The 24202-nt window shown below is 38.1% G+C and carries 28 protein-coding genes and 1 pseudogene; 10 read left to right on the top strand and 19 right to left on the bottom strand.

What is annotated here, in order from left to right; translation table 11 throughout:
• Positions 1-150 precede the first annotated feature (150 nt).
• On the top strand, positions 151-612 hold the full coding sequence (locus PX700_RS17775) for a DUF3015 family protein (protein WP_415637054.1): 462 nt from the start codon (positions 151-153) through the stop codon (positions 610-612).
• 59 nt (positions 613-671) lie between these two features.
• Positions 672-2492 carry an Lnb N-terminal periplasmic domain-containing protein gene (locus PX700_RS17770; RefSeq protein ID WP_479521454.1) on the top strand — a complete coding sequence of 607 codons (1821 nt, stop codon included), beginning with the start codon at positions 672-674 and terminating at the stop codon, positions 2490-2492.
• A gap of 57 nt (positions 2493-2549) precedes the next feature.
• Here PX700_RS17770 and dapA read toward each other — a convergent pair whose 3' ends face one another.
• A complete protein-coding gene (gene dapA / locus PX700_RS17765; protein ID WP_415637056.1) occupies positions 2550-3467 on the bottom strand; it encodes a 4-hydroxy-tetrahydrodipicolinate synthase in 918 nt (305 codons plus the stop codon).
• Positions 3468-3638: 171 nt separating this feature from the next.
• Between dapA and PX700_RS17760 the strand changes: the two genes are divergently transcribed.
• The 3 genes and pseudogenes from PX700_RS17760 to PX700_RS17750 all read left to right on the top strand — a co-directional run bounded on the left by PX700_RS17760 (position 3639) and on the right by PX700_RS17750 (position 5838).
• A complete protein-coding gene (locus PX700_RS17760) occupies positions 3639-4292 on the top strand; it encodes a DUF6058 family natural product biosynthesis protein (protein WP_415637083.1) in 654 nt (217 codons plus the stop codon).
• Positions 4293-4360: 68 nt separating this feature from the next.
• Positions 4361-5111, top strand: a pseudogene (locus PX700_RS17755) (delta-class carbonic anhydrase).
• A gap of 136 nt (positions 5112-5247) precedes the next feature.
• Positions 5248-5838: an alpha-ketoglutarate-dependent dioxygenase AlkB gene (locus tag PX700_RS17750; protein ID WP_415637057.1), complete on the top strand. Its 591-nt coding sequence runs from the start codon at positions 5248-5250 to the stop codon at positions 5836-5838.
• Between the two features lie 184 nt (positions 5839-6022).
• On the opposite strand, the gene PX700_RS17745 is transcribed toward PX700_RS17750, so the two are convergent.
• The 6 genes from PX700_RS17745 to PX700_RS17720 form a co-directional block, all read right to left on the bottom strand.
• On the bottom strand, positions 6023-6427 hold the full coding sequence (locus tag PX700_RS17745; protein ID WP_002958658.1) for a hypothetical protein: 405 nt from the start codon (positions 6425-6427) through the stop codon (positions 6023-6025).
• A 112-nt stretch (positions 6428-6539) separates the two neighbouring features.
• Positions 6540-6695: a hypothetical protein gene (locus tag PX700_RS17740; RefSeq protein WP_415637058.1), complete on the bottom strand. Its 156-nt coding sequence runs from the start codon at positions 6693-6695 to the stop codon at positions 6540-6542.
• A 25-nt stretch (positions 6696-6720) separates the two neighbouring features.
• Positions 6721-7065, bottom strand: coding sequence for a hypothetical protein (locus tag PX700_RS17735; protein WP_479521453.1), 345 nt, complete (start codon positions 7063-7065; stop codon positions 6721-6723).
• Positions 7066-7496: 431 nt separating this feature from the next.
• Positions 7497-7784: a putative quinol monooxygenase gene (locus PX700_RS17730; RefSeq protein WP_002958660.1), complete on the bottom strand. Its 288-nt coding sequence runs from the start codon at positions 7782-7784 to the stop codon at positions 7497-7499.
• A 78-nt stretch (positions 7785-7862) separates the two neighbouring features.
• A complete protein-coding gene (gene dkgB, locus PX700_RS17725) occupies positions 7863-8678 on the bottom strand; it encodes a 2,5-didehydrogluconate reductase DkgB (protein WP_222714733.1) in 816 nt (271 codons plus the stop codon).
• A gap of 162 nt (positions 8679-8840) precedes the next feature.
• Positions 8841-10007, bottom strand: coding sequence for an MFS transporter (locus PX700_RS17720; protein WP_415637061.1), 1167 nt, complete (start codon positions 10005-10007; stop codon positions 8841-8843).
• A gap of 116 nt (positions 10008-10123) precedes the next feature.
• On the opposite strand from PX700_RS17720, the gene PX700_RS17715 reads away from it, so the two are divergent.
• The gene (locus PX700_RS17715) at positions 10124-11011 is read left to right on the top strand and encodes a LysR family transcriptional regulator (RefSeq protein WP_479521452.1); all 888 of its coding nucleotides are present in this window, start codon (positions 10124-10126) and stop codon (positions 11009-11011) included.
• Between the two features lie 22 nt (positions 11012-11033).
• On the opposite strand, the gene PX700_RS17710 is transcribed toward PX700_RS17715, so the two are convergent.
• Together PX700_RS17710 and PX700_RS17705 are read right to left on the bottom strand one after the other, a co-directional pair.
• Positions 11034-11513, bottom strand: a complete 480-nt coding sequence (locus PX700_RS17710; protein ID WP_415637063.1) for a hypothetical protein — start codon at positions 11511-11513, stop codon at positions 11034-11036.
• A gap of 415 nt (positions 11514-11928) precedes the next feature.
• Positions 11929-12228: a PadR family transcriptional regulator gene (locus PX700_RS17705; protein ID WP_182196517.1), complete on the bottom strand. Its 300-nt coding sequence runs from the start codon at positions 12226-12228 to the stop codon at positions 11929-11931.
• An 81-nt stretch (positions 12229-12309) separates the two neighbouring features.
• Here PX700_RS17705 and PX700_RS17700 point away from each other — a divergent pair, with 81 nt between their 5' ends.
• The gene (locus PX700_RS17700) at positions 12310-12783 is read left to right on the top strand and encodes a hypothetical protein (RefSeq protein ID WP_415637064.1); all 474 of its coding nucleotides are present in this window, start codon (positions 12310-12312) and stop codon (positions 12781-12783) included.
• Positions 12784-12844: 61 nt separating this feature from the next.
• On the opposite strand, the gene PX700_RS17695 is transcribed toward PX700_RS17700, so the two are convergent.
• Entirely contained in the window at positions 12845-13114 is a 270-nt protein-coding gene (locus PX700_RS17695; protein ID WP_166421578.1) for a hypothetical protein, read from the bottom strand.
• A gap of 242 nt (positions 13115-13356) precedes the next feature.
• Here PX700_RS17695 and PX700_RS17690 point away from each other — a divergent pair, with 242 nt between their 5' ends.
• Complete coding sequence (locus tag PX700_RS17690) at positions 13357-13623, top strand: type B 50S ribosomal protein L31 (protein WP_479521451.1); 267 nt, start codon at positions 13357-13359, stop codon at positions 13621-13623.
• Positions 13620-13754: a type B 50S ribosomal protein L36 gene (gene ykgO, locus PX700_RS17685; protein WP_002958669.1), complete on the top strand. Its 135-nt coding sequence runs from the start codon at positions 13620-13622 to the stop codon at positions 13752-13754. The genes PX700_RS17690 and ykgO overlap by 4 nt, the downstream gene beginning before the upstream one ends.
• Before the next feature lie 73 nt (positions 13755-13827).
• Here the strand turns inward: ykgO and PX700_RS17680 are convergent, their stop codons facing one another.
• From PX700_RS17680 to PX700_RS17640, 9 genes are all read right to left on the bottom strand, one after another.
• Entirely contained in the window at positions 13828-14214 is a 387-nt protein-coding gene (locus PX700_RS17680; protein ID WP_479521450.1) for an OsmC family protein, read from the bottom strand.
• An 83-nt stretch (positions 14215-14297) separates the two neighbouring features.
• Positions 14298-14687 carry a cytochrome b562 gene (locus tag PX700_RS17675; protein WP_197181612.1) on the bottom strand — a complete coding sequence of 130 codons (390 nt, stop codon included), beginning with the start codon at positions 14685-14687 and terminating at the stop codon, positions 14298-14300.
• 168 nt (positions 14688-14855) lie between these two features.
• Positions 14856-16634: a sugar phosphorylase gene (locus tag PX700_RS17670; RefSeq protein ID WP_479521449.1), complete on the bottom strand. Its 1779-nt coding sequence runs from the start codon at positions 16632-16634 to the stop codon at positions 14856-14858.
• Between the two features lie 55 nt (positions 16635-16689).
• A complete protein-coding gene (locus PX700_RS17665; RefSeq protein ID WP_002958673.1) occupies positions 16690-17910 on the bottom strand; it encodes a glycosyltransferase family protein in 1221 nt (406 codons plus the stop codon).
• A complete protein-coding gene (locus PX700_RS17660; RefSeq protein WP_479521448.1) occupies positions 17903-19648 on the bottom strand; it encodes an HAD-IIB family hydrolase in 1746 nt (581 codons plus the stop codon). The genes PX700_RS17665 and PX700_RS17660 overlap by 8 nt, the downstream gene beginning before the upstream one ends.
• Positions 19649-19792: 144 nt before the next feature.
• Positions 19793-21031, bottom strand: coding sequence for a uracil-xanthine permease family protein (locus tag PX700_RS17655; protein ID WP_479521447.1), 1239 nt, complete (start codon positions 21029-21031; stop codon positions 19793-19795).
• Positions 21032-21040: 9 nt separating this feature from the next.
• On the bottom strand, positions 21041-21670 hold the full coding sequence (upp, locus tag PX700_RS17650) for a uracil phosphoribosyltransferase (protein ID WP_002958676.1): 630 nt from the start codon (positions 21668-21670) through the stop codon (positions 21041-21043).
• Between the two features lie 146 nt (positions 21671-21816).
• The gene (locus tag PX700_RS17645; protein WP_479521446.1) at positions 21817-22773 is read right to left on the bottom strand and encodes a phosphotransferase; all 957 of its coding nucleotides are present in this window, start codon (positions 22771-22773) and stop codon (positions 21817-21819) included.
• 417 nt (positions 22774-23190) lie between these two features.
• Positions 23191-23619 (bottom strand): LysM peptidoglycan-binding domain-containing protein, encoded by a 429-nt coding sequence (locus PX700_RS17640; RefSeq protein WP_479521445.1) that lies wholly within the window; start codon positions 23617-23619, stop codon positions 23191-23193.
• Positions 23620-24063: 444 nt separating this feature from the next.
• Here PX700_RS17640 and PX700_RS17635 point away from each other — a divergent pair.
• Positions 24064-24202, top strand: a 139-nt coding sequence (locus tag PX700_RS17635) for a helix-turn-helix domain-containing protein (RefSeq protein WP_197209075.1), incomplete at its 3' end; no start/stop codon positions are given.

Raw genomic sequence — 24202 nt, 5'->3', positions numbered from 1 at the left:
TATAAAGCCAGATTAAAATCAGGCTTTACCCTCATTTAATTTAACAAAATATACTTCTCATTAAATTTATAAGAAGTATTATTGCTCTAAAGCCAAGATATCTATAGAATTCAAGCCCCATTTAAGGGACATTTAAATAAGGATTTAATAATGATAAAAAAATGTTTAACTGCAGCAGTGCTAGCAAGCGCATTCATAGTAACCCCAGCTCAAGCTAACGTTAATCCGTGGCAACAATGTGGTATCGGCGCAATGATTTTTCCTGACAACGGCACTGCCGCTGCTATTTCAAATATTATTTGGGATTTAGGAACAACCGCAGTTTCCTCTAACGTTTCATCTGTAGAGAGCTGCGAAGGCGCTAACGTTAAAACAGCACTATTTATTCAGCAAACATTTCCAATCCTAGAGCAAGAAATAGCACAAGGTGAAGGCGAATACATTTCTGCAATGTTAAATGTTCGTGGTTGCAACAGTGCAGCTCACCCACAAATGATCTCAACTATCCGTAACGATTTTGCTCAAACATCTGTAAACGATGCACAAGCACTTTACACACTTGTTGAAAGCAATATCGCTAGCCAGTTCTCAGCTAACTGCTCTGCAATATAATTTATAAAGGGGCTAATTTAGTCCCTTTACTCTTTTTGCCCCAAGCCCGCTGGGTATTTATGAAAGTTTATACGCTTATATTTTTTATTTTCTTTATTACATCATTTAACCTTCAGGCATCAACGAATTTACAGCAGTTATCCCAGCACCCTACATGGTTAAAACTAGGTCATTACAAAAAGCCTGCGTTCGATAAAAGCTATATTACCAATAAATCTTTTTTTATATCTGCTAACGGTCACAAGAGCCCTTTTGATGAACTTAGGGCGACCGTACACCGCTTTAATAACGATTCGCAAATACAATGTAAATACCCTGCACGATACACGTGGTTAAAAAAACAAGGACTAACATTTTCGCAGCCCAAAGCTCTATGCCCCGAATTATTCCGATGGCGAGATGAGCAACCTATTCATTCTATAAGCCTTGTATTTGCGTCAGGTTATATGAGTAATCCAGCGTCACTTTATGGCCATTTATTGTTAAAACTTAATCGTTCAACAGCCACAAAAAATAAATTACTCGATTACAGTATAAATTATGGTGCTCATGTGCCAGAAAACGAAAACGGTCTTGTGTATATAACTAAAGGATTATTTGGTGGATATAATGCCGGGTTTTCCGATCAATTATTTTATCGCCACCAGCATAACTACGGTGAAATAGAGCTCAGAGATCTGTGGGAATATAAGCTCAATCTCAATATTGACGACACAACATTTATTGCAAATCACTTGTGGGAATTACTCGGTGCACAGTTCGATTATTATTTTGCTGATGAAAACTGTGCTTTTCACATTGCGCAACTAATCGAACTCGTCATTGCAGAGCAATTAACGAATAACAGCTCACCGTGGATGATCCCAACCACTGTTTTTTCGAAATTACATCAAGCTTCCTATAACAATCATAACTTATTGAAAAAAATACTATTTACGCCATCGCGAAGCACTGTTTTTACACAGTACATGAAAGAGCTCTCTACAAATGAATCAGATATTGCAGAGAAAATATACAACTCGCCTAAGTATATTAAGCATAATGAGTTCTCAGCACTAAATGTAAAAAGTAAAAAGCGAATTATTGAAACATTATTTGAACTAGTGCAATTACAACAAATAAAAAAACAAGATGTTGGGCATATCAAAGACCTAAAAAGCGCGCTAATTAAAGCGCGATTAGCGCTCCCTATTGGTAACGAAATGAGTGTTTCGTCATATTCACAACAAGCACCTCACAAAGGTCAAAAACCTTCAAAAATCTCTATCTCTTCTACACGAATAAATGAACAAAGCAGCCTGGGGCTAGGCTTTAGACTCAGTTACTTTGACTCGTTAGCTTCAGATGTGGCACGTATTGCGTTTTCTAACTTAGAAATGGTTGATTCAGAGGTGTCTTTTTTAAATTCAAATTTATACGTCGATAAGTTGCATCTACTCGACTTAGAATCATTTTCGCCAACCTATGTAAAATGGCCACAAGAGAATAACTTATCTTGGAAAATTAATGCTGGGTTCGAAAGGCAAAGTACACTGTGCCAAAGCTGCACAAGCACATTTTTAATGGGGGGACTGGGTAAATCTTTTTTGTTTAATGACAATAAAACGCTGGTTTTCACGCTTGCGAACGCTTATCTCGGGAAGCTTGCAGCAACAGAGCAGCTTTACGATTCATCGTTAGAGCTAGGTGTAATAACAACATTGTATTCAGATATAAAATTAAGAGCGTCTCACGAGCAATTTATCTTGGGTAATGATGAAAAATCAACAACTCAAGCTGAAATATCAATACCTATAAATCAAAATTTTGATGTTCGCATTAGTTATAAGCATACAAACTTAACAAGCTGGAAACTTAAACTCAATTACTACTGGCAGTAAAAAAGGCCATAAGTAGGTGCATGTAAACACGCATTACTAATGGCCAAAAAACTATAATTAAGAAAGAGTTAACACATTAGCTAAATTTAAGCTCTGCGCCTTACCACCCACTACATCAGCTTCATTTAACTGATTTATAAGTGGTAAACCGATTTTTTGCTGCTCATTACTAAGCGGTAAATACGGTAATCTAAATACAGGGTTTACTGCGCCTGTCATCATCATGGCGGTATTAATAGCAATCGGGTTTGGCTCACAGAACAACCAGTTCATTAATGGTTGTAACGACGCATTTAAATCATCACTTTTAGTATCCATTAACTGACGGAACAAACCAGGTATAAGGTTAGAAGTAACCGAAATCACACCATGCGCTTTGTACGTATGGCGTGCATCGTGACTTTCGTCATCGTTACCCGACCAACATGCAATACCTTGTTGTTCATAATGGGCTATGCGCTCATTGCCGCCACACTCTTTAACACCAATAAAATGCTCGTGCTGTGCCAGTGGCTCAATAATATCAGGTGTTAGGTCTTGACCTGTTCGCCCTGCAACGTTGTAAATAAAGGCAGGACCAATATCTAACACACGCTTAAAGTGCTCTTTAACACCCGCGATTGACGTACGTCCGTAGTACGGGTTAATTTGCAGTGCTGCATCCATACCGCTGGAAAAGCCATACTTAGTTGCTTTAATCGCTTCACGGGTATTGTTACTACCGGTATTACCGACAATAACTAGTTTGTCGCCATACTTGTTTGCACTGTGCGCTATAAGCATTAAATGCTCTTCCCAGTTCATTAACTGGCCTTCGCCTGTTGTGCCACCAACTACAATGCCATCAACGCCCGCTGCAATTTGTATTTCTACGAGTTCATCGTACTTTGCTAGGTCTATTTCACCGTTTGCTAAGTATGGCGTTTTGATAGCTGTAATAAGGCTTGCTTGTTTAATTTTCTCTAGGGTGCGCATAAAAAATCATTATTTATAAAACTTGCGCTATTTGTAACATAATTGCCGATACTTTTGGAGGTGTAAGCGCACATTTAATTATAAAATCGCTTGTGTTATTAAGTTTGGTAATACAAAATGAATAACTGTATATATAAACAGTGTTTTATTTTTAACGATACCAGAGGCTTTATGCGTTTATCTGACTACTTAGCAACTCATTTTTATAACACCGATGAACTGTGCCAAGCATTAAATATAGATGCAGATACACTTTTAGCTTGGCAAGAGCGAAGTGTTTTCCCCAAACCAAGTTACTGTATTAAAAGCCAACTCAGCTGCAGCTCATATTCAGGCTTATATGAATGCGAAGAGTATGACGACTATTACCCGCGCGGCTGTGTTAATTGGGGGCAAGGCCTTTTAAAACAAAAAATAGAATCATCAAGCCACGCTTTTAATTATTTTGCACAGCAATATACTGCAAGCCTAACTAAACTCGCTCAGCAAGGATTTACGTTTAACGAAGAGTTATTTGGCTGCGAAATAGATGAGCACCTACAACAAGTTTGGCAACAGTTTTTATGCAGTAAGTACGGCGTACTTACTCAAAATGGATTAATAGACGAAATAGTCTCGGTAGATATTGGCAGGTTATTAGTTGACGACATTACCGAACTGCGCAGTAAAGCGAGTTTAAACCAAGACGAAAGATCGCTACTACACCCAGCCATGAAGCTTTTAAACAAAGCACTAGGACACGGCGCCGATCATGAAAAACAACACACATTGCGCACCCGTTACATAGATGCGCTTATTTTAAAGTACGATTTGTCTATTAAATAGTTATTATTTTACAAGCAATTAGATTTGCTAAGGATAATCATGAAAGCGTGAGTGACAATGTCCTAAAAATGCAGCGCGTAGCACTTGCTAAAAACACAGAAAACAAAGGTTTTGGCCCGCAGTCGCCACGTAATATTGATAACTTTACTGGCGAAAATATCGTCGTTTTTCGCCATCTCCTACGTCATCCCAGATGAACTTATGTAATATCCATTTTCATAAAAATGCAGAGCATGCCGTGGGTAGTTTAGTTAATATGCTGGTAATGGCGACGGAAAAAGGTTTCAAAGTGGTTATTTGTATTCAGGTGCTTTAACTAAAAACGAGAGTAAACCTATAAAAGCACAGATTTGTCCAAGTATTCACGGTTCACTTTCAGTTGGCAATACAATTGAAGTGCATAACGTTCATACATCAGCAATTGTTAAACCAGGCCCGACTTTAGGTAGCTGTTTAAGTGATTCGATTAAAAATCCACAACTACGTGTTGAAGCGCAAGTGTATGTGTTAGTAGACGATGCTAACGCACTTGATTTTACTGAAATAAGCACTGTGTCATTCGTTAAAGGTTACTATCAAGCGATTGCTACACCTACAAATACGGGTGAACCTGTTGTTTATAGCAGCTCAACTACTGGCCCGAGTTACAACGAAGCTCGCGCTCCTTTTCAAGTAACATGGTCAGTTAAACCAAAAGTGGCTAAAGTAGATATAAACAGCATTGGCAAATGGTGTGAAAGTAACACCTTTAACGAAGATCATGCTCATGGCGTGCGTAATCTAGTTACAAACCCGGCATTGCTCTCTATCATTAAATAACTTAAATTAAGTGATAGACAAACAGCTCGCTAGTTGGTGGGCTGTATTATTAATTTTAGAGCAAAGATTGCGTTTAATGAGCTAAAAGCGACTAGGCTCAAATTAGAATAAGTATTACCATGAAAGGAATTAATAAATGAAGCTGCCACTAAGTTGCGATGCGTCTTACCATTCACAGTTTATGCCTCGCTCACATAGTACTGCCATATATGAATGGTTAGCATCACATTGTAATCTTAATGAGCCTGAATTTATGCAAATGCCTGATGGCAGTAAAATACGTATTTTCCCTTGGCGAATGATTTTTTTAGATCCCAAATTAGAACAATCCCAGCTTTTTCCTTCATATCATGGTCGTCACAGTGCTTGGTTCCCTCTTTTAAGCCAATTACAACAGCAAATAACTGATCTCACGGGTGTCGAATTTAGTGTGGCGGTGTGCCTTTATTACCCAGATGGAGAAGAAAGCTTAAGCTTTCATAGTGATCTACCCGCGTTTGGCCCTACAGATATTATTGCGTCAATAAGTTTAGGTGCAGAGCGCGAATTTTTAATCCGCAGCCAACGTAACACTCAAGAGCAGCATAGTCTCACGCTAGAAGATGGCTCACTCCTTATCATGGGCCAAGGATTTCAAGACAACTACCAACACGCTCTAGCGAGTGCGCCTAAAACAACCCGTCCAAGATTTAACATCTCATTTAGGCAATTTGCTTGGCCTGTTTAGCCACAAGCACTTACTGTTTAAATGATCATACTAAGTAACCTGAACTCTGGATAATAAATCTATCTCGAGCAGCTATTGGCACTTAAGTTCGCCTTGTTTTCACTGAAAATCTCTGGCTAGAGAAAATAAATTTAAATATCACCATGATTCAATACGTTAGTAAATCTCTTGACCAGAGCTCAGGTTAAGTATCAATAGATTTAAGCGATCGTAAAAACAGCCCTAAGCCGCCAAACGCTAAAATTATAATAACAATCAAATCAAACGACGTCATAGTTCGCATACTAAATCGAACACTCGATATAACGCCAAATATTAGTGCGGTTAACGAACCTAGAGATAGCACCCAACCTAAAATGTTTTTAGAATTATAAAAAATCAGACCCACACCAAAAATAAACGGGATCATAACCATGCCGCCTGTAACGCCAAAGCCACCTAAAGCATTAACACTATAAATGCGAGAACTTAGTCCAAAATTAGAGGTTACAGAAATTGCGTTTAGCAGCATATAAAAGCCACCGCACATCATAATCAAACCAATAAAAAAATGCCCAATACCACCAGAGCTTCCACCCGCACCTTTCATTATTAATTATTCCTTTTATATTTTTAACTTAATCGTTTTAAATGGTAATTGCTCGAGTATTAACATTGACCGCAATCTACATAATCAACCAGTGCACACGCGAAAACACTTATCACGTAATTACATGCCAAATAACATAAAACCAAGATAAAAAACCATGCAAGATTGCCCATAACACAGACTCGTTAGCACTCCATGAAATGGCAATTGCTAGGGCTGTACCAAAAGAGACTCCATATTTTACTATTTCATTTCTTGAGTTTCTCATTAATTATACTCCTAATTTTAACTTATTAGCTGCTTGATTTATTTACTAAAACTGAAAGCTCTTTACCATCAATATTTATGCTTGCTTCTTTGCCTAGTTCAACAACTAAAGAAGGTGCCATATGTTTTTCACCTAATTTCAGGTCGGTTGCTAAGCTTACGGTCGAGTCATCAATTGGCGTTAGTGTAAGGGCAAAGCTATAGGAATTATCAACTGAAACTGATGCCTCTTCGTTTGAATTTACAACTAAAGTAGGTGAGCCAATTAGGTTTTTATTATCATAAAATTTAGCGTTCACTACAAAACTATCATTAGCTTGTGCAAATGAGACAGAGCCTAAAAACGCGACTATTGCCATTAATTTTTTCATTATTATCTCCATATAAATTGATACAGCTTAAAGCTATTAAGGCGTTATTGGCTGTGATTTTTTAGCTAGCAATTTTCTAGTGATTGATGTTACATCGTTCACTATACTTTCCATGCGCTAAGGCACTTAACAGTGCCTATGAGTGTTTCTATATTTACACCAGAGAACTTTAATGTAAACAATAAATTAAATAAGCCATTTATTAGAGTAATTTGTGATACAAAAAACGACTTTTAATAATGTTATGGAGCACTTTAGATTTCGCCACACTGCGAATTAACAAAAAAGAGTCCTATTAGGTTTCATTGATATATTGGGGAAGTATAGTATTTAGGTAGGTTAGAGTGTAAGAATAAAAGGTGATGTAAGTTAACAGCACCTGCTTGAGTATTTACTTAGTTATGTAGTTTAGCTAAGTGGTATAAAACTGCTTAACCAATTGATTTATATACATCAATACTACTGTTGGTTAAAAGCCCAGTAACTTGCGTACCAAACGCTTTAAAGTGTGGCTCGTTTTTATGCGCTTCAAAGTGCTCATCAGACGCCCATTGTTCGCTAACTACATAGTCTGTATGTTCATCATCGCTTTTTACCGATAGTTCATAACGTAAGCACCCTACTTCTTGGCGCGATGACTTTTGTAAGTTTTCAAGTGCTGTAAGCATTACATCTGCATCAATATTTTTGCACGACAGTGCAGCTATAACCGTTAACATGTGTATTCCTTATAAAAGTTAAGGTGTAGATAATCTACACCTTAGAATATTTTGTTTAACTTTGCGTTTGAGGTAAGTTTACTGATCCCACTGCGGCGCAAAGTCGGGTGTTGCTTGGCGGTCGCCACAATCTAAGCCATCAATGCGGGCTATGTCTTCATCATCTAATTTAACATGGTCGTTAAAGTTATCTTCCAAGTTTTTACGCTTAGTTGATGATGGAATTGTCGTCATGCCATTGGCGTTAACCCATGCTAAAACAACTTGTGCCGGGCTTGCATCATGCTTTTTAGCAATGTCGATAATGGTTTGATCTTTAAGCACCTTACCTACAACAAATGGCATATATGCCGTTACATGAATGTCGTGCTGGGCACAAAAAGCACGTAATTTAGTGTTAGTTAAGTACGGGTGTACCTCAACCTGATTGGTAAATATTTCACGTGAGTCAAGCGTTTGCATTGCTTCATTTAAGTTTGCAATAGTGAAATTAGAAACACCAATGTGCTTAGTTAAACCAAGCTGCTTTGCTTTTAATAATTCAGTAAGGTATTCACTCATTGGCTCGTCGTTAGCAGGCGATGGCCAATGAATTAGCAGTAAGTCGACCGAATCAACTTGTAGCTTTTCAAGTGACTTTTTAACGCTTGGGATAAAGTCGCTTTTATTTAATTTGTTATTCCACACTTTGGTGGTTAAGAATATTTCACTGCGGGGAATATTGCTGTCTTTTATAGCTTGACCTACTTGCTCTTCATTGCCATAAATTTGTGCGGTATCAATATGGCGAAACCCAACTTCTAGTGCCATTTTTACTGAGTTATAGGCAGTGTCGCCCTCTAAGCGGAATGTTCCCATACCGAGTTCTGGCATTTCTATTACACGTTTTGTCATGGTTGTTCCTTGTAAAATAATCGGTTAAAAACAAGCTCTTTTAAAGCTTTACGAAATACACCTTTTACTTCTTGTTACGACTGTCACTTAAAATTCTATGACCTCATAACAGGTATGAGGTCATTAATTTTAGTTTCAACCTTAACAAAGGATAGTTTACGCTTACTGAATTTCACGTTTATCAAGCATACCGCTGCAGCGTGTAACACCGAGTGCTAAAACAGAGATAACAGCGCCTATCCATGCTGTATCTTGCAGAGTCATATTCTCTACTACACTACCGCCAATAATTGAGCCAAGTGCAATACCAATATTAAATGCGGCTATGTTCAAACCTGATGCAACATCTACCGCATTTGGCGTGTGCTTTTGCGCTTGCTTTACTACATAAAGTTGCAAGCCCGGTACATTACCAAAAGCAAATGCGCCCCAGACTAGAATAGTAAGTACAGCCGCAATTTTTGATTCCATCGTAAAGGTAAATATCAGTAAAATAATACTCAAAGCGCTGAATATAATACTCAGTGCGCTAATTGGGCCGCGTTTGTCAGCTAACATTCCACCCCAAATATTACCTATTGCTACAGATACACCGTAAACAAGCATTATTAAAGCAATAGCCGAAGGCGCAAAACCTGTTTGTTGCTCTAAAATAGGTGCTAAATAAGTAAACGCTGTAAACGTGCCGCCGTAGCCTAATATAGTCATTAAATATACGAGTAATAAACGCGGTTTTACAATTACTTGTAGTTGTTCTTTAAACGTTGCTGGTATTGATTGTTTTAAGTTTTTTGGTACTAAAATAGAGCTGCCAATTAATGCAATTAAACCTAATACCGACACAACTAAAAACGTTGCACGCCAACCAAAGTGTTGGCCAATCCATGTACCTAATGGCACACCAGTTACTAGTGCTACAGTAAGCCCGGTAAACATAATGGCAATTGCACTGGCTTCTTTATCTTTGCTTACTAAGCTAGTAGCAATCATCGATCCGATTGAGAAAAACACACCATGGGCAAGCCCCGTTAAAATACGCGCAAGTATTAGTGTTTCGTAACTTGGCGCTTGCCAAGCGAGTAAGTTGCCCAATACAAACAAGCCCATTAAGCTTATTAATACCACTTTACGATTCCAACGACCCGTTAAAGCTGTTAGCACCGGCGCACCAATAGCAACGCCAACCGCATATAAACTTACAAGCAAACCCGCTGAAGGTAGGCTTACGCCCAAGTCGTTTGCAATGGTAGGAACTAATCCCACTATTACAAACTCAGTTGTTCCTATTGCAAATGCGCTTAAGGTAAGCGCCCACAAAGCCAATGGCATAGTTATATCCTCATTAATATATGAAGAATGTAGTTTGGCTAAAATATCGTTTGCAAAAAATAGCATTAGTGACAAAATACTTTTGTTAATAATGCAAAAATGGTGTTGATATACTTATGGCTGTTCATTCAAAAACTGAAGATTTAGAAACATTTATAACGGTAGTAGATTGCGGAAGCTTTTCGGGAGCGGCTAATTTGCTCGATAAACAGGTGGCTAAAGTGTCGCGAGCTGTATCACGCCTTGAAAATACATTGCAATGTACTTTGCTAAACAGAACAACACGCCGATTAGAACTTACCGAAGAGGGCCATACTTTTATAAAATATGCGCGCGAGGGGTTAAATACGCTTTATACCGGTGAAGAAGCCATAAAGCTTTTAAAACAAGCGCCAAGTGGCAAGCTGCGAATAGATGCTGCAAGCCCTTTTGTATTACACCAACTTACGCCTTTAATTGGCGAATTTGCTAAGCAATACCCTCACATAACACTTGATATAACCTCACACGACAGCATTATTGATTTACTTGAACATAAAACCGATTTAGCCATACGTATTGGTGATTTAAAAGACTCAAACTTACATGCTCGTAAACTCGGCAGCAGTCAGTTACGTATTGTAGCCAGCCCAGAATATATAAAAAACAACACAGTAATTGCGCAAATTGATGATTTACAAAATCATAAGTTAATTGGTTTTAGTGACTCCCCTAAATTAAATACCTGGCCATTAGTAAAACCCGCTTTATTCACGTTTTCGCTTAGCGCAAGCAGCGGCGAAACAGTGCGCCAACTATGTATTGCAAACCAAGGCGTTGCGCTACTTTCTCACTTTATGATTGGCAATGACCTAAAAACAGGTAAATTAGTTGAAGTGCTACCCAATGCAATTAGCTCGCCAAATAACCGAGAAATTATACAAGCCGTGTATTATAAAAACAGTGCGGTATCGTCTCGAATTGTGGCTTTTTTAGATTTTATAAAATCACGGCTTAGTTTATAACTATATTAAAAAGTAAGTTAAATTATGCTTGGTTATTAAAAAGCAAACCTGAATTTTTATTATCTGAAAATGATGAAAACATTGAATCCATTAAAGTAGATACATTTTTTCGCACTGTTAATTGTATCGACGCTAGCTCACTATCCAGTTGCTTTCTAAGTTCGCTTAGCTCTTCTACCGCTTCACCTGTGGGCGTATCAGAACTATTGGTCATTTCTCTTATTTTACTCTGCAAATCCTTAATTGATTCGATCGCTTTATTCATTTGAACCGCTGAATTGTCACTCGAATCTTCTGTTTCGCTGCTAGTGATAGACTTTGCGTCTTCAGTAGCTGCAGTCGAGATCGTAGTTTTTTCGGCATTTTTACTTAAAGAAGAGTCTGCTTTAGCCTCTTCACTTTTACTAGGATCATCCGTTTTTACAGTGTTTTTATTTAAATTACTTAGGCTTGAATAGCTATTGTCATTGTATAACTGCGAAGAAAGAGTTCCAAAATTCATTTTTGCCTCATGTGTCTAAAAATTGACGACTTTATTTTTATAATTAAAGAAGCAATTATCATTCCAAACATGAGTAATAAAGCAACCATCTGTATTTCAACCAGGAACAGGTCTTAAGTTAACCACAAATCATTATTTTACTTAATTGAACATACTAACTTGAAAAACTTCGCTAGGAAGGCCATGCTTTTATACAAAACGCCTGCGAGGATGCAGGAGATAGAGCAATTGCCGAGAACAACTAGATGTTAAATCTACCTTGTTATTTCGCTATTTTATTAACGCCATAATAGATCATTAATTTAATGCAACTGATATTATACAAATAGTGTGATATTGCCACTAATTGCAGCATTCTTAAATTATATAAAACCACGTTTGAGCTTATAAACAACAGGCTTTAGCTAAACAATAGCTAACTTTTAATTTCTAATTTTAATTCTTTTAATTTGTTTTTTGCTTCGGCTAATGCTTCAAGACCAAGTGGTGTGCATGAGTAATACTTTTTAGAACGCCCATCATGAATCTTTTTTTCACATTCTAAATAGCCTTTGCCATGCATACTATGAAGCATTGGGTACAGTGTGCCCGGCGACATTTTATAACCGTGTTCAGCAAGCTCTTCTATCATCCATGCTCCGTATATTGGCGATTTAGCAGCATGATATAAAACATGTAAGCGAATAAAACCGCTAAATAACTCTTTGTGCTTCAATGTGAACCTCTTTTAGCTTGTGTTTTATATGTTTATTCACTAATATCGAATTCCGATATCAACAAATAAACAGGTAAAATAATGCGAATATCTTTCTTTCTTACATCTAGCTTTTTTCTCTTCGCTACTAGCTTTAACTCAATCGCCAAAAACCAAAATGATTGGATACTCAATCAAACAACTGAGCAAGATCGTTTTGCTATTATACAAAAATACCTGCGAGGCTTTGATCAACCCATGTTAGAGGTTGGTCAACGATTTGAAAAAATGCATGAGGCTGTTGAAAGGAACAACCCGGAGTTTGCGGAGTATCAGTGGCGTAAAATTAAAACAACCATTCAAAATGGAACACTAAAACGCCCTGCACGTGCACACAACGCTAATGCAATTTTATTCAGTGGTTTGTGGAAAAAAGTTCAAACCTCGCTACTTGACGGTAAACCTAGTGACCATAAAACCGCCTTTAATATTGCAAAAGGAGCATGTATGGCGTGTCATGCGGCCGAGAAAAAAGCCTATATAAATAATCAAGCCCTGTTCGACCTAACGTTTTAAATTAATGAAAGTAGCCGTAATTGTTTAACTGCGGCTACTTAATAATGAAATAGCTTTACAACTAATTTTGGTGTTCATACTGCCCGCGATAAACTTCAAACACTTTTAAAACAGTATGTTGCTCTTTAGTTAGGTTATCAAACCAATCATCGAACAGCTCATCGTCTTCCTGTTCACTAAGTGCCATATACCGCGCTAATAATTCTACAATATCGTTATGGTTGCAGGTTAAAGGGTTTAATTGCTGCGCCAAGGTACTGTGGTCGCGCTCTCTTAGGGTTTCCATCACCCCTTGATCAATTTGTTCTTGTTGTTGTGTTGCGTCGCTCATACATAACCTCTGTAATAACTTTATAACCGTATTTGTTAACGTTTTTAACTCTTAAATATAGTTATAACAGCCTAAACGGCAATAGCCAGCATTTTTAATTCAAGTGCTTATTTTTTGATTTGTTTGCACAAATAGCCAGCAATTACGGCCTTTTTGAGGAACATTTAAATAATTTGCAATGAGGGAATAAATACGTTAAATTAAAATGATACATTATCACATATCATTTATTGAGGCGTAATATGAAACCAAATATTCATCCTGACTACCACGTGGTTGCGTTTCACGATACCGCTGCCGATTCTTACTTTATTATTGGCTCAACCATAAAAACGAGCCGCACAGTAGAAATAAACGGTAATACATACCCATACGTACCTATTGATGTATCAAGTGACTCGCACCCATTTTATACAGGCAAGCAAAAAACAACCGCTACAGATGGTCGCGTTGCGCAGTTTAATCGCCGTTTTAAAAGCTTATCGACTGTTAAAAAGGAAAAGGTATGAAAGTATTAAGCTCTCTTAAAAGTGCGAAGCAACGTCCGGGGTGTCAAATTGTAAAACGCAAAGGCCGTGTATTTGTAATTTGTAAAAACAACCCACGCTTTAAAGCAGTGCAAGGTATGAAGAAAAAATAGCAGAATTGTTGTAGTGATACCGCCGGGTTTTTAATGTTACTCGGCGGTATTTTTAAGCTTTATAAGCAGGTGGTTATTTAATAACTACCGAGAATTCAGGTACTGCCTGAATCACTTTTTTAACGGTACAGGTATTTACAGCTGCAATAAGCGCCTTTTTATACTTATCAGGGAAGCCATCTGGTAAGTTAATCTCAATTGAAAATAACTTTTTACCGTTGTCATCTACATTTTCGTTGTTTTGAGTAAGCGTCATACCTTCAGTAGAAATATCACGCTGCTCGCAAAACTTACGCGCATAAAAACCTGCACATAAAACCATACTTACTAAAAAGTAATCAAATGGTTCTGGATGCTCTGCGTTGCCACCAGCATTTACACTTTGATCGCTTATTACTTCTAGGTCGCCAAATTTAGCGCTTTGCTTTTGGCCTTCTAACATTGAAACTGAAATTTCCATTGTGTTTCCTTATATTTATTGCTGCAGATACCTTTAACGCAATTAGCTTAAAAGTAGCTACTAAAGATACATAGAGTTTAGGTTTATGAACCGAATAGTAATTCAAAGAACCCTGGAGGCTCGTGTAACTCATGATATTTTTTACGTAAATTATCTATATTTTTCAGTGGTTCTTTTGCAGCACTTAGCCCCTGCTCGTTTGCTGCTTTTTTTGCAAGTTCAGCTTGGGCAATCACTTTATCAAGGCCTTGTAATGATTGTTCAGCTTTTTTGTAAAACTTAGCCGTTTTACTTACTTTTACCAGCTTAATAAATTCATCGATTGCGGTATTAAATTCGTCAATCTGTGTAGCCTGCACTGCTTGTTTGTATGCAAGGCCGGTGTTTTTCATATTTATTTCAAGATCGACTGGCTGCTGGGCTAAAGCCAACGAGCTAAATAGTAACGTAATAGCTAAATAAAAATACTTCATGAAAAACCCTATAAATAAAAGAGGGCTAATTATATCAATTATAGTGATGAAAGTAACTCTACAGAAAGAATATGCTATTAATTGGTGTAAAGGGGCTTTACAGTAAACAACCACAGAATTTAGGCAATAAAAAAGTCTGCATTTGCAGACTTTTTAAAGAGTTAGCATTTACTTAATATTACTCAGCCAGACACTTTGATACGGCTCAAGCTCTATTGTTAATTGGCTTTCTTCAATTGTTTTATCGGCAACTAAATCAAACCACTTTTGAGTATTAATCAAATTTAGGTCAGCCAATGTGAGTGTTTGTGGTTTATCGCTAATGTTATAAACACAAAATATGCTTTGGCGCCTGTCAATGCTTTGCCTCCAAAAGCCAAATAACCCACCTGCTAGATGCAGCGTAAACTGAGTAGCGTTAGGATGAAAAGCCCCCTGCTTTTTACGTACTGCCAATAAGCTTTTTATGCCGTTAAACACTTTATGATGATGACTATACTTTTCACCAATTGCAGTCAGTAGTTTTGACTCTTGCCAACGATGGCGGTTTATAGCGCGATTATGCTGTGAATTTTCAAATCGGTCATAGTCGTTAGTTGTACCCAACAAACTATGAATATAAAGCCCTGGGATACCTTCAAGCGCAAACATAATGGCGTGAGCACACATAAACCGCTCAAGGCCAAACTTATCGGGGCCATTGTGCGTCCCTTGTAGTGCATCAAATAAAGCAATATTTAGCTCGTACGGTGTATGTGTGCCATCGTTACTTGTGCGCATAGATACACGACCACCAAACTGCATGGTTGTACTTACTAGTGATGCCACTTCGCTCGGTTGTAGTAAACCTTCAATGGGTCTGAGCCCGATTCCATCGTGCGAGGCTATAAAGTTAAAGTATGCCGTACCATTTTGCGCAGGCGGCATGCTCATCATCCAATGTTTAATTGCTGTGCTATCGCCGCTAAGTAATGTGTGTAGCAACAATGGCGGTAAGGCAAAGTTATAAATACTGTGCGCTTCGTTTGCGTTACCAAAGTACGATAGGTTTTCTTGGTTTGGAATATTGGTTTCGGTAATTATAACTACGCTGGGCTCTGCGTGCTCAATAAGTGTTCTCATTAGCCTTACGGCTTCATGTGTTTGCGGCAAATTTATGCAACTTGTATTAAGCTGTTTCCACAAAAATGCAACAGCATCGAGTCTAAATAAACGCACGCCATTGTCTAAATAATGCCTAATTATTCCCACAAACTCTTTAAGCACATCGGGGTTTGCAAAATCAAAATCAACCTGATCGTGACTAAACGTACACCACACGTGTTTTTCGCCGCTTGGCGTTGTTACAGTATTTAATAACGATGAGGTTCGCGGGCGCACAACTTGGCTTAAATCATCCGTTAAGCTGGCCGTTTTAAAGTAATCTTTACCCGGGTGTAAATCATTTAAAAAGTTCTCAAACCATACACTTCTGCTTGAGCAATGGTTTATAACTAAATCTGCCATTAGCTTTACATCTTTAGCGATGTTTTGAATATCGCCCCAATCACCTAACGACTCGTTAACTTGCACATAGTTCATTACGGCAAAGCCTTCGTCTGAGCTGTACGGATAAAATGGCAATATATGCAAGGCATTTAGCTGCATATCACATTGCTCTCTTATAAACCTGTGTAGTGTTTTAAGTGGCGCTTCCATTGGGCTCGATACGGCAAATTCACTATCATCATGTTTAATAATAGAGTCGCCATAAGCAATCAATACTATATCTTGTTCATCCCATCGGTTTGTATGGGGTGTCGGGTCGCGCAGTGTATTGCTACCTAATATAATTTTAATAAGTTGCTGAGCAAGCTCAGTAACCGATAAAGGCAGCTCAACCCCCTCATAAATAATATGAAGATGTTGCTCTACTCGTTGTAAAAATAATTCGCTAACTGAAATCACATGCGCCCCTAATATTTATTGTTTAGACTTATAGGCTAGTTAACCTGCGCGCAGGTTAACTATATTCTTCGTTATCTAGCTCTACGGCTTCTTTTAAGCGCTCAAGTACATCTGGCATCGCTGATACAACACGGTTCCAACTTGGCACAAATGGCGCTTCCATTGGGTTTTCTAGAAAGTGTTGACCTGCTTCCATAATATTTTGTGCAAACATTTCTACTGCTTTTTCTTCTTGGTGTACATCAAGCGTTAACCCGTTCATAAGCGCATCATTGTGGTAGGTTTCTATAAAATCCAAACCAATACGGTAGTACGTTGCTTTTAGTGAGCGAATTGTTTCGCTGGTAAAAGTAACACCTTGAGTTGCCAGCTTTCTAAACAATGCCTTAGTAATATCAATCGACATTTTAGACAAGCCTGCACTTTGGTCATCAAGCGAAAGTTCTTGGTGCTTATGATCGTAATTATCGGCAATATCTACTTGGCACAAGCGGTTATGTGAATAGTTACGATACATCTCACTCAGTACACCTATTTCAAGGCCCCAGTCACTTGGAATGCGAATATCGTTTAATACATCGCGTCTAAACGAAAACTCACCTGCAAGTGGGTATCTAAAAGAGTCCATATATTCAAGGTAGTCTGTATTGCCTAAAATAGTTTTAAATGAGCGAAGTAATGGCGTTACTAATAAGCGCGATACACGGCCGTTAATTTTGCCATTAGCAGTACGCGGGTAAAACCCTTTACAAAATTCATAGTTAAAACGCGGGTGCGCAACAGGGTAAATTAACCGCGCTAGTAAGCTTCTGTCGTAAGTTAAAATATCACAATCGTGCAGCGCGATAGATTCCACTTCCGCTGTTGCTAATTTATAGCCCATGCAGTACCACACGTTACGGCCTTTACCAAGCTCACGCGGTGCAACGCCTAGCTCTTGTAATTCTTTATCAAGTGCTTGTAAGCGTGGGCCGTCGTTCCATAATACTTTGTGGTTTTGGTTTAACTCTTTAAAAAAGCCAAGTGCATGACGGTACTGTGCTTCGTCGGCTCTATCTAGCCCAATAGTAATTTGCGATAAATACGGTACTTCGCGTAATTCACTCACTATATTTTGAAGCGCAGGGCCTTCAAGTTCACTAAACAATGAAGGTAGTATTAATCCCATTGGACGCTGCTTACTAAAGGTAAGTAGCTCTTTTTCTAGATCCTCGATTGGTCTGTCGGCAATGTTATGTAATGTTGTAATAATGCCATTTTGATAAAAATCAGCCATGAGATGTTTGCTCCTCAGAAATACTTAAAATACTGCTAATGCACGGCAACGATGTTATTTCTTCAATCCAGCCCAGCGGTGCCGGTGATTGAGAGTATCGTGCTTTGTTGTGCGACAATTTAACCGGCTTTTTACTCGCCGGATTGGCGATAATAATGGCGATATTTGCGTGCTCTAACATTTGCTTATCGTTATCGCTATCACCTAGAGCTATAACCGTGAGAGGCTTTCTGAAATGATGGGTAAACTGTTTAACTAACCACTGCTGTGCAGCGCTTTTATCGGTATTTTTGGCAATATGAATGAAGCGCCCGCCAATTTTTATATCGTAGCCGAGTGCTTCAACATCGTTTACAAAGGCTGTGAGTAATTCGTCATTGCCATACCAATAAAGAGGGTCTGAATAATCGCGGGTTTGTGCGCGCCTTGCTTGTGCATCGCTAAGACCGGTAAGCTCTGATATTTGCTCACTCGATAAGTCACTAAACAATTTGTAATGTGCTTTGTAATCCGCCTTTAAAGTATTTAAGTCCTTTAATAAACTAGATAACGGCTTTGCCATTGCATAACACCAGTACGCGCCTACTTTTTTACAACCAATTGGCTTTAATTCAAAATAGTCTTCTGGAATAAATACCGCGGCACCATTTTCTACAATAAAAGGCTGTTGAATATTTAAATCGTTTTTAAGCTCGATAACTTCGCAAAAAGTTTTGCTGGTATTAAACACCACAGGAATATGCGCATTTTGTAGCTGCTGTAATAACTCACTGATATTATTTGTATTGTAATCAGCGTGATCGAGTAATGTACCGTCCAAATCTGTAAAAATAATAGGTTGAAGTGTGTCATCACTCGTTAGGTGCATACCGCTAATATCGCGGTTGCTATCAAGTTCAATTAAAGCGTTTGCTTTAGCGCTCAGTGTGTTTAAGTTCTCACGCGTAATGCGCTCAAAATGAGAAATAAAATACACCAATTGCTCGTTAGTCATGGTGCCTGAGCCTTCACCTTTTTTGGCTATTAGCTTTTGTTCTTGCTCTTGTCTCCATGTAAAAACATCACTAAAACTCGGTGCTTTTAGCATAACGGTATAATCAATTAGGTTAAAAACGGCTTTATATTCGTTTGCTAAACAGCTATTTACACAGCGGCGCCAAACGCCTTCTTTATCAAACAGTTGCTCTAACTCGTTAAGTGGCTCACTCAATGAAAACAACGGTTGTGGCTCACTGCCTACACACCACCCTTCTAAAATAACAATATCAACTGGCTTTTCGTTTGTTAGCCAATCACTTGCTGGCACGCAGTCGTCTTCGTGTTTATTAAAACGTGGAAGCGGTACGTTTACCTCTCCTGCCAGTAAGTTAGTTATTGTGCTATTCATTAATGCTACGTCGTGAGTACCCGGTACTCCTCGAGTAGTAAAAAGAGGATGTACATCTTTGGCAAGCTCAGTACGTGCTTGTTTTGCTAAATAAAAGTCATCAATCGACAATGCAACACTGTTAAGTGGTGTGTTTTTAGAAAACCACGTAACTAAAAAGTCGGCGAGCGTTGTTTTTCCTGAGCCTTGGCATCCATTTATGGCAACAAAAATAGGAGTATTTGTTTTTTTAGATTCGAGAATGTCATGCGCGAGTGGAACAAAATATTGCTCACTCAAATATTGATACTTTAAAGGCAGTTGGTGTTTTGCTAAAAACGGGGTTATATCCACAATATTGGCCTCTGACATAGTTACTCCTTTGCATACAATGCGTCTGGGAGTTAAATGCAGATACTAGACCATTATTATTTTTATATATTTATTAATAGGTTAAAAAAATAGCGCATTATAAATGCGCTATTATGGTGCAATCTATTTAGCTAATGTGCAAAATTAAACTTTTTCAGGCTCTGCTTTTGGTAATACTAAGTTAAGTACTATTCCTAAAATAGCGCAAAGGCTTACGCCCTCTAAACTAAATTGGCTGCCACCAATATGCATACCGCCAATACCGCACACCAAAATAAGTGCAACAATACTTAAGTTACGCGGCGCGGTTAAATCATCGCCCGACTTAACTAATGTATTTAAACCCACTACAGCAATAGAGCCAAAAAGTAGGATCATAATACCGCCCATTACAGGTACAGGTATAGTCTGTAAGCCAGATCCCATTTTAGCAACAAAGGCTAAAATAATGGCAATAACAGCTGTCCACATCATTACTTTAGGATTGAAGTTTTTGGTAAGCATAACTGCCCCCGTTACTTCTGAGTAAGTAGTGTTAGGCGGGCCACCAAATAATGATGCCGCAGAAGTCGCAAGGCCATCACCAAACAAAGTACGGTGAAGCCCAGGCTTTTTCAAAAAGTCTTTATTGGTTACTTGGCTAATAGCCATCATGTCGCCAATATGCTCAATTGCAGGTGCTATTGCTACAGGCACCATAAACAAAATAGCTTGCCATTTAAACTCAGGCCAAGTGAAGTTTGGTACAGCAAACCACTGTGCGTTAGTTACTGCGTCAAATTGCACAACGCCCATACCGAGCGATAAACAATAACCCGCTACAACCCCTGCCAGAATAGGTATTAGCTTAAATACGCCTTTTCCCCATACTGCAAAAATAAGCGTAACCACTAACGAGAACAACGAAATATAAATAGCGCTGGTGTAATCAATAATTTGAATACTGCCGTCGCCACTTTTACCCATTGCCATATTTACAGCAACAGGTGCAAGTGCAAGGCCAATCACCATAATTACTGGGCCTACTACCACAGGCGGTAAAAATTTATGAAGCGTTGCAACGCCTTTAAATTTTACTAATAAGCTTAAAAGCATATAAGCAAAACCCGCCACCATTAAGCCGCCCATAGTGGCCGGCACGCCCCACATTTGCACAGCGGCAATAATAGGTGCAATAAAAGCAAACGATGAAGCTAAAAATATAGGTACTTGGCCTTTAGTCACTACCTGAAACAGCAAAGTACCTATGCCTGCGGTAAAAAGCGCAACATTAGGATCCAAGCCCGTTAAAAGCGGCACTAATACCAGCGCACCAAATGCTACAAACAGCATTTGCGCGCCCGTTAAAATAGTTTTTATTGAAAAGGTGTCATTATTTTGCACTTAAGACTCCTAAACAGTACCGAATATTTTGTCGCCCGCATCGCCTAAACCAGGGATAATATAGCCCTTTTCGTTTAAGTGGCTATCTACAGAGGCTGTAAATATTTCTACGTCGGGATGTGCTGTAAGTGTTTTTTCTACACCTTCTGGTGCGGCTACTAATACAATTACTTTGATTTCTTTACAGCCTGCTTTTTTAAGCATATCGATTGTAGCAATCATTGAGCCACCCGTTGCAAGCATAGGGTCAATAACTAAACTTAAGCGCTCATCAATATTACCTACTAGCTTTTCAAAATACGGTACTGGCTCTAGTGTTTCTTCGTTACGTTCAAGACCAACAACACTTACTTTAGCCGCTGGTAATAACTGCATAACACCGTCCATCATACCAAGACCAGCACGCAAAATAGGCACTACGGTAATTTTTTTACCTTTAATATGCTCTACTTTTAATTTATTGCCATCCCAGCCTGTAATTTCGTTATCTTCTAACTGTAGGTTTTTTGTTGCTTCGTAGGTTAATAAAGTACCTACTTCAGAACACAATTCACGAAAGCTTTTAGTGCTAATACCATGCGCGCGCATTAGGCCTAATTTATGTTGAACAAGAGGGTGAGAAATAACGTGAATAGCCATGATGTAAACCTAGTGATAGAAGAATTTGCGGTATTTTATATTAAAAAAGGTCATTTGACCTGTAGTTTTAAAGAGATTTTCATACATCGTGCCAAAATGTATTGTTTTGCTTGATATTTATGCAAGCCATCAACCCTTTGTGTTTATTAAATGTTACTCGCTAACCAGCTGTTTACTTGCTGTTGCATATAACTATTTATTTTTTGATGCTCAGGGCTCCAGCCAGATAAAAATCGATAAAAGTCAGCCCATGCAGCAGGCCATAAAGCGAGCCAATCGTCAGCTATTTTATCGGCAGGTGCTAAAGGATGATAAGTAGCAATAGCAGCATTTAAATTATCAAAATAATACGCAAGATACTCATCAGCGCTTTCGTGTAATTGTGCATCACTTAAGCAACTGGTCATAAAATACATTACATCAATTATCCCGCAACCTGCACCTATATACTGAAAATCATAACCGAGTATTTTACCACTCTCATTTGCTGCAAAGTTAGCAAGTTTTGCATCGCCATGAATCAGCGTTTTGTATGCACAACGTTGTAGCTGCTCATCTATTTTATGTGCAGCATTTTTAATATCGGACTTTTTATCATCCGTTGTTTTTAATTTATTAAACTCATCTGGTCGTGTGCTTAAATGCCAATAATTGCCTTGCTGCCATAACCCATCAGCGGGCTTATTTAAGTTAAATGCATGAAAGTGCGCAAGCCACTTTAATATAGCTTTAACATGTTGTGGCTCTGCTTGAGTAAACCCATGTTTGGTGAAGTCTTTAAACACCAATGCGTATTCATCGTCTTTATTAATTGCACTTATACAGTCAACACTTTGCGCATGTACTGGTAAATGCGGGCTATAAAGCTTATAAAAAGTATATTCAACGCTATAGGAATACTGCTTTCTTTTAAGTGCAACTTCACTTTGTTTAATTTTAGGATGCTGTATATAACGGGGTATTTTTATTGCCTTAACAGCACATGGCTCATCATCAAGCTGGCACTGCACAATACTGCCACACCCACTCCAAAGTGATGTAAGCGTATCGCCAATTTCAATGTGCTTAAAATGAGGCTGTAATAAAGGGGTATAAAAGGTCATTGTTAACAGTTCTGCTATTTATTTTAGTAATATTAATTTAAAACAAGGTCATTTTTTGCTTAATGTAAAACGAATATACATTAGCAATAAAAGTAAAAAATAGTGCATTGTCAATTTAACTAATTCTTAAGGGATGACCAAAATCACTGTTTCACTACACTCCCTACTTTTCATGAGTTTTTCAAACTCACCCTTCGGGCCGGCGTCGCATTGCTCCTTGGTTGTCTCACTTCGTTCAGCTGGGCGGCTTTTCATCAACCTTTCTGTAGGTTGAGCTGAGGCACGAAGTCCAATAGATTGTTTTAGATATGGAAAAGTTGGGCTGATTATCGTTAGACCAACCTATCTAGCGAATACAAAACACCGCCAAAAGGTGGGGTGTCTTTTAAAAATCTATAATTAAATGCTGAGTTAAAATTATAGAATTATCAATATCTGTCCAATACGTATGTTGTTTACATGCTTAATCTGATTCAATTTTGCAAGCTTCTTCACACTAACTCCAGTTCTTGCAGAAATAAGTGACAAATTATCGCCAGAACGAACAGTATAAAATTGTTGTTTAGTCTTAGCAGGCTGTTTTACCACTGTCTTTGTAACGACAACCTTTTTGACTGGGGTACTTTTAACAACAACTTTCTTGTTAGTACTCTTAACGTTCTTAGTAACGACTACTGTTTTCGTATTATTCTTACTAACGTTTTTATTTACCTTCTTGGTATAAGTAACTTCATTTTGTTGTTTATGGTTATCAGATCCGCTGTTGTTATCCGCTGATGCCACGCCTGCAAAAGTTAAAGCCAAAACAGAAAGAGCTGTTACTAAAGTTAATTTTACGTTTTTCATTTTATTTACCCTTGATTAAATTTATTGGTTTAAATACGTGTGTTGCTTTTGTTCAAACGTTGAAAGTATTTTACATTAGATAAATGCAAACTTGGGTAGAGAGGAAGTAAATAATAATTGGGTCAATGCATTGACTCCTTCTTGATAGAAACATAACGAGCCTGTAGATTAACTCGTTTTTTATTTGTTTTTATTGATAAACAAACCATAGCTGAGTTCCTATTTTGGTTCAATCTATTACTGTACTTTTACGCAGAATATAAAGATGTGTTTGATATTGTTTAATTGGCGTTTTGGAAGGAATTACGGGTGCTTGAGTGGCTTTATTTTAGGTTAAAAGGGCTTACCCTTCTGGAGCTAAACTAGACTGTAGTGGTAGAGTGATTTTGGCCACCCATTAAGAAAGAAATGTTATGCTATTTGCATACAAATTTGGGTGAAAAAATGACGAAATTAAAACGCGCAACGTATTCTGCAGCAATAAAATTAGAAACGGCTCAACTTGTCGTTGACCAAAGTTATACTCAAGAAGAAGCAGCCAAAGCGATGGGAGTGGGTAAATCAACCGTCAGTAAGTGGGTTA

The sequence above is a fragment of the Pseudoalteromonas sp. TP27 genome (assembly GCF_056470645.1).
The sequence above is the reverse complement of the archived record's forward strand: the minus strand, read 5'-3'. Positions and strand labels throughout refer to the sequence as shown.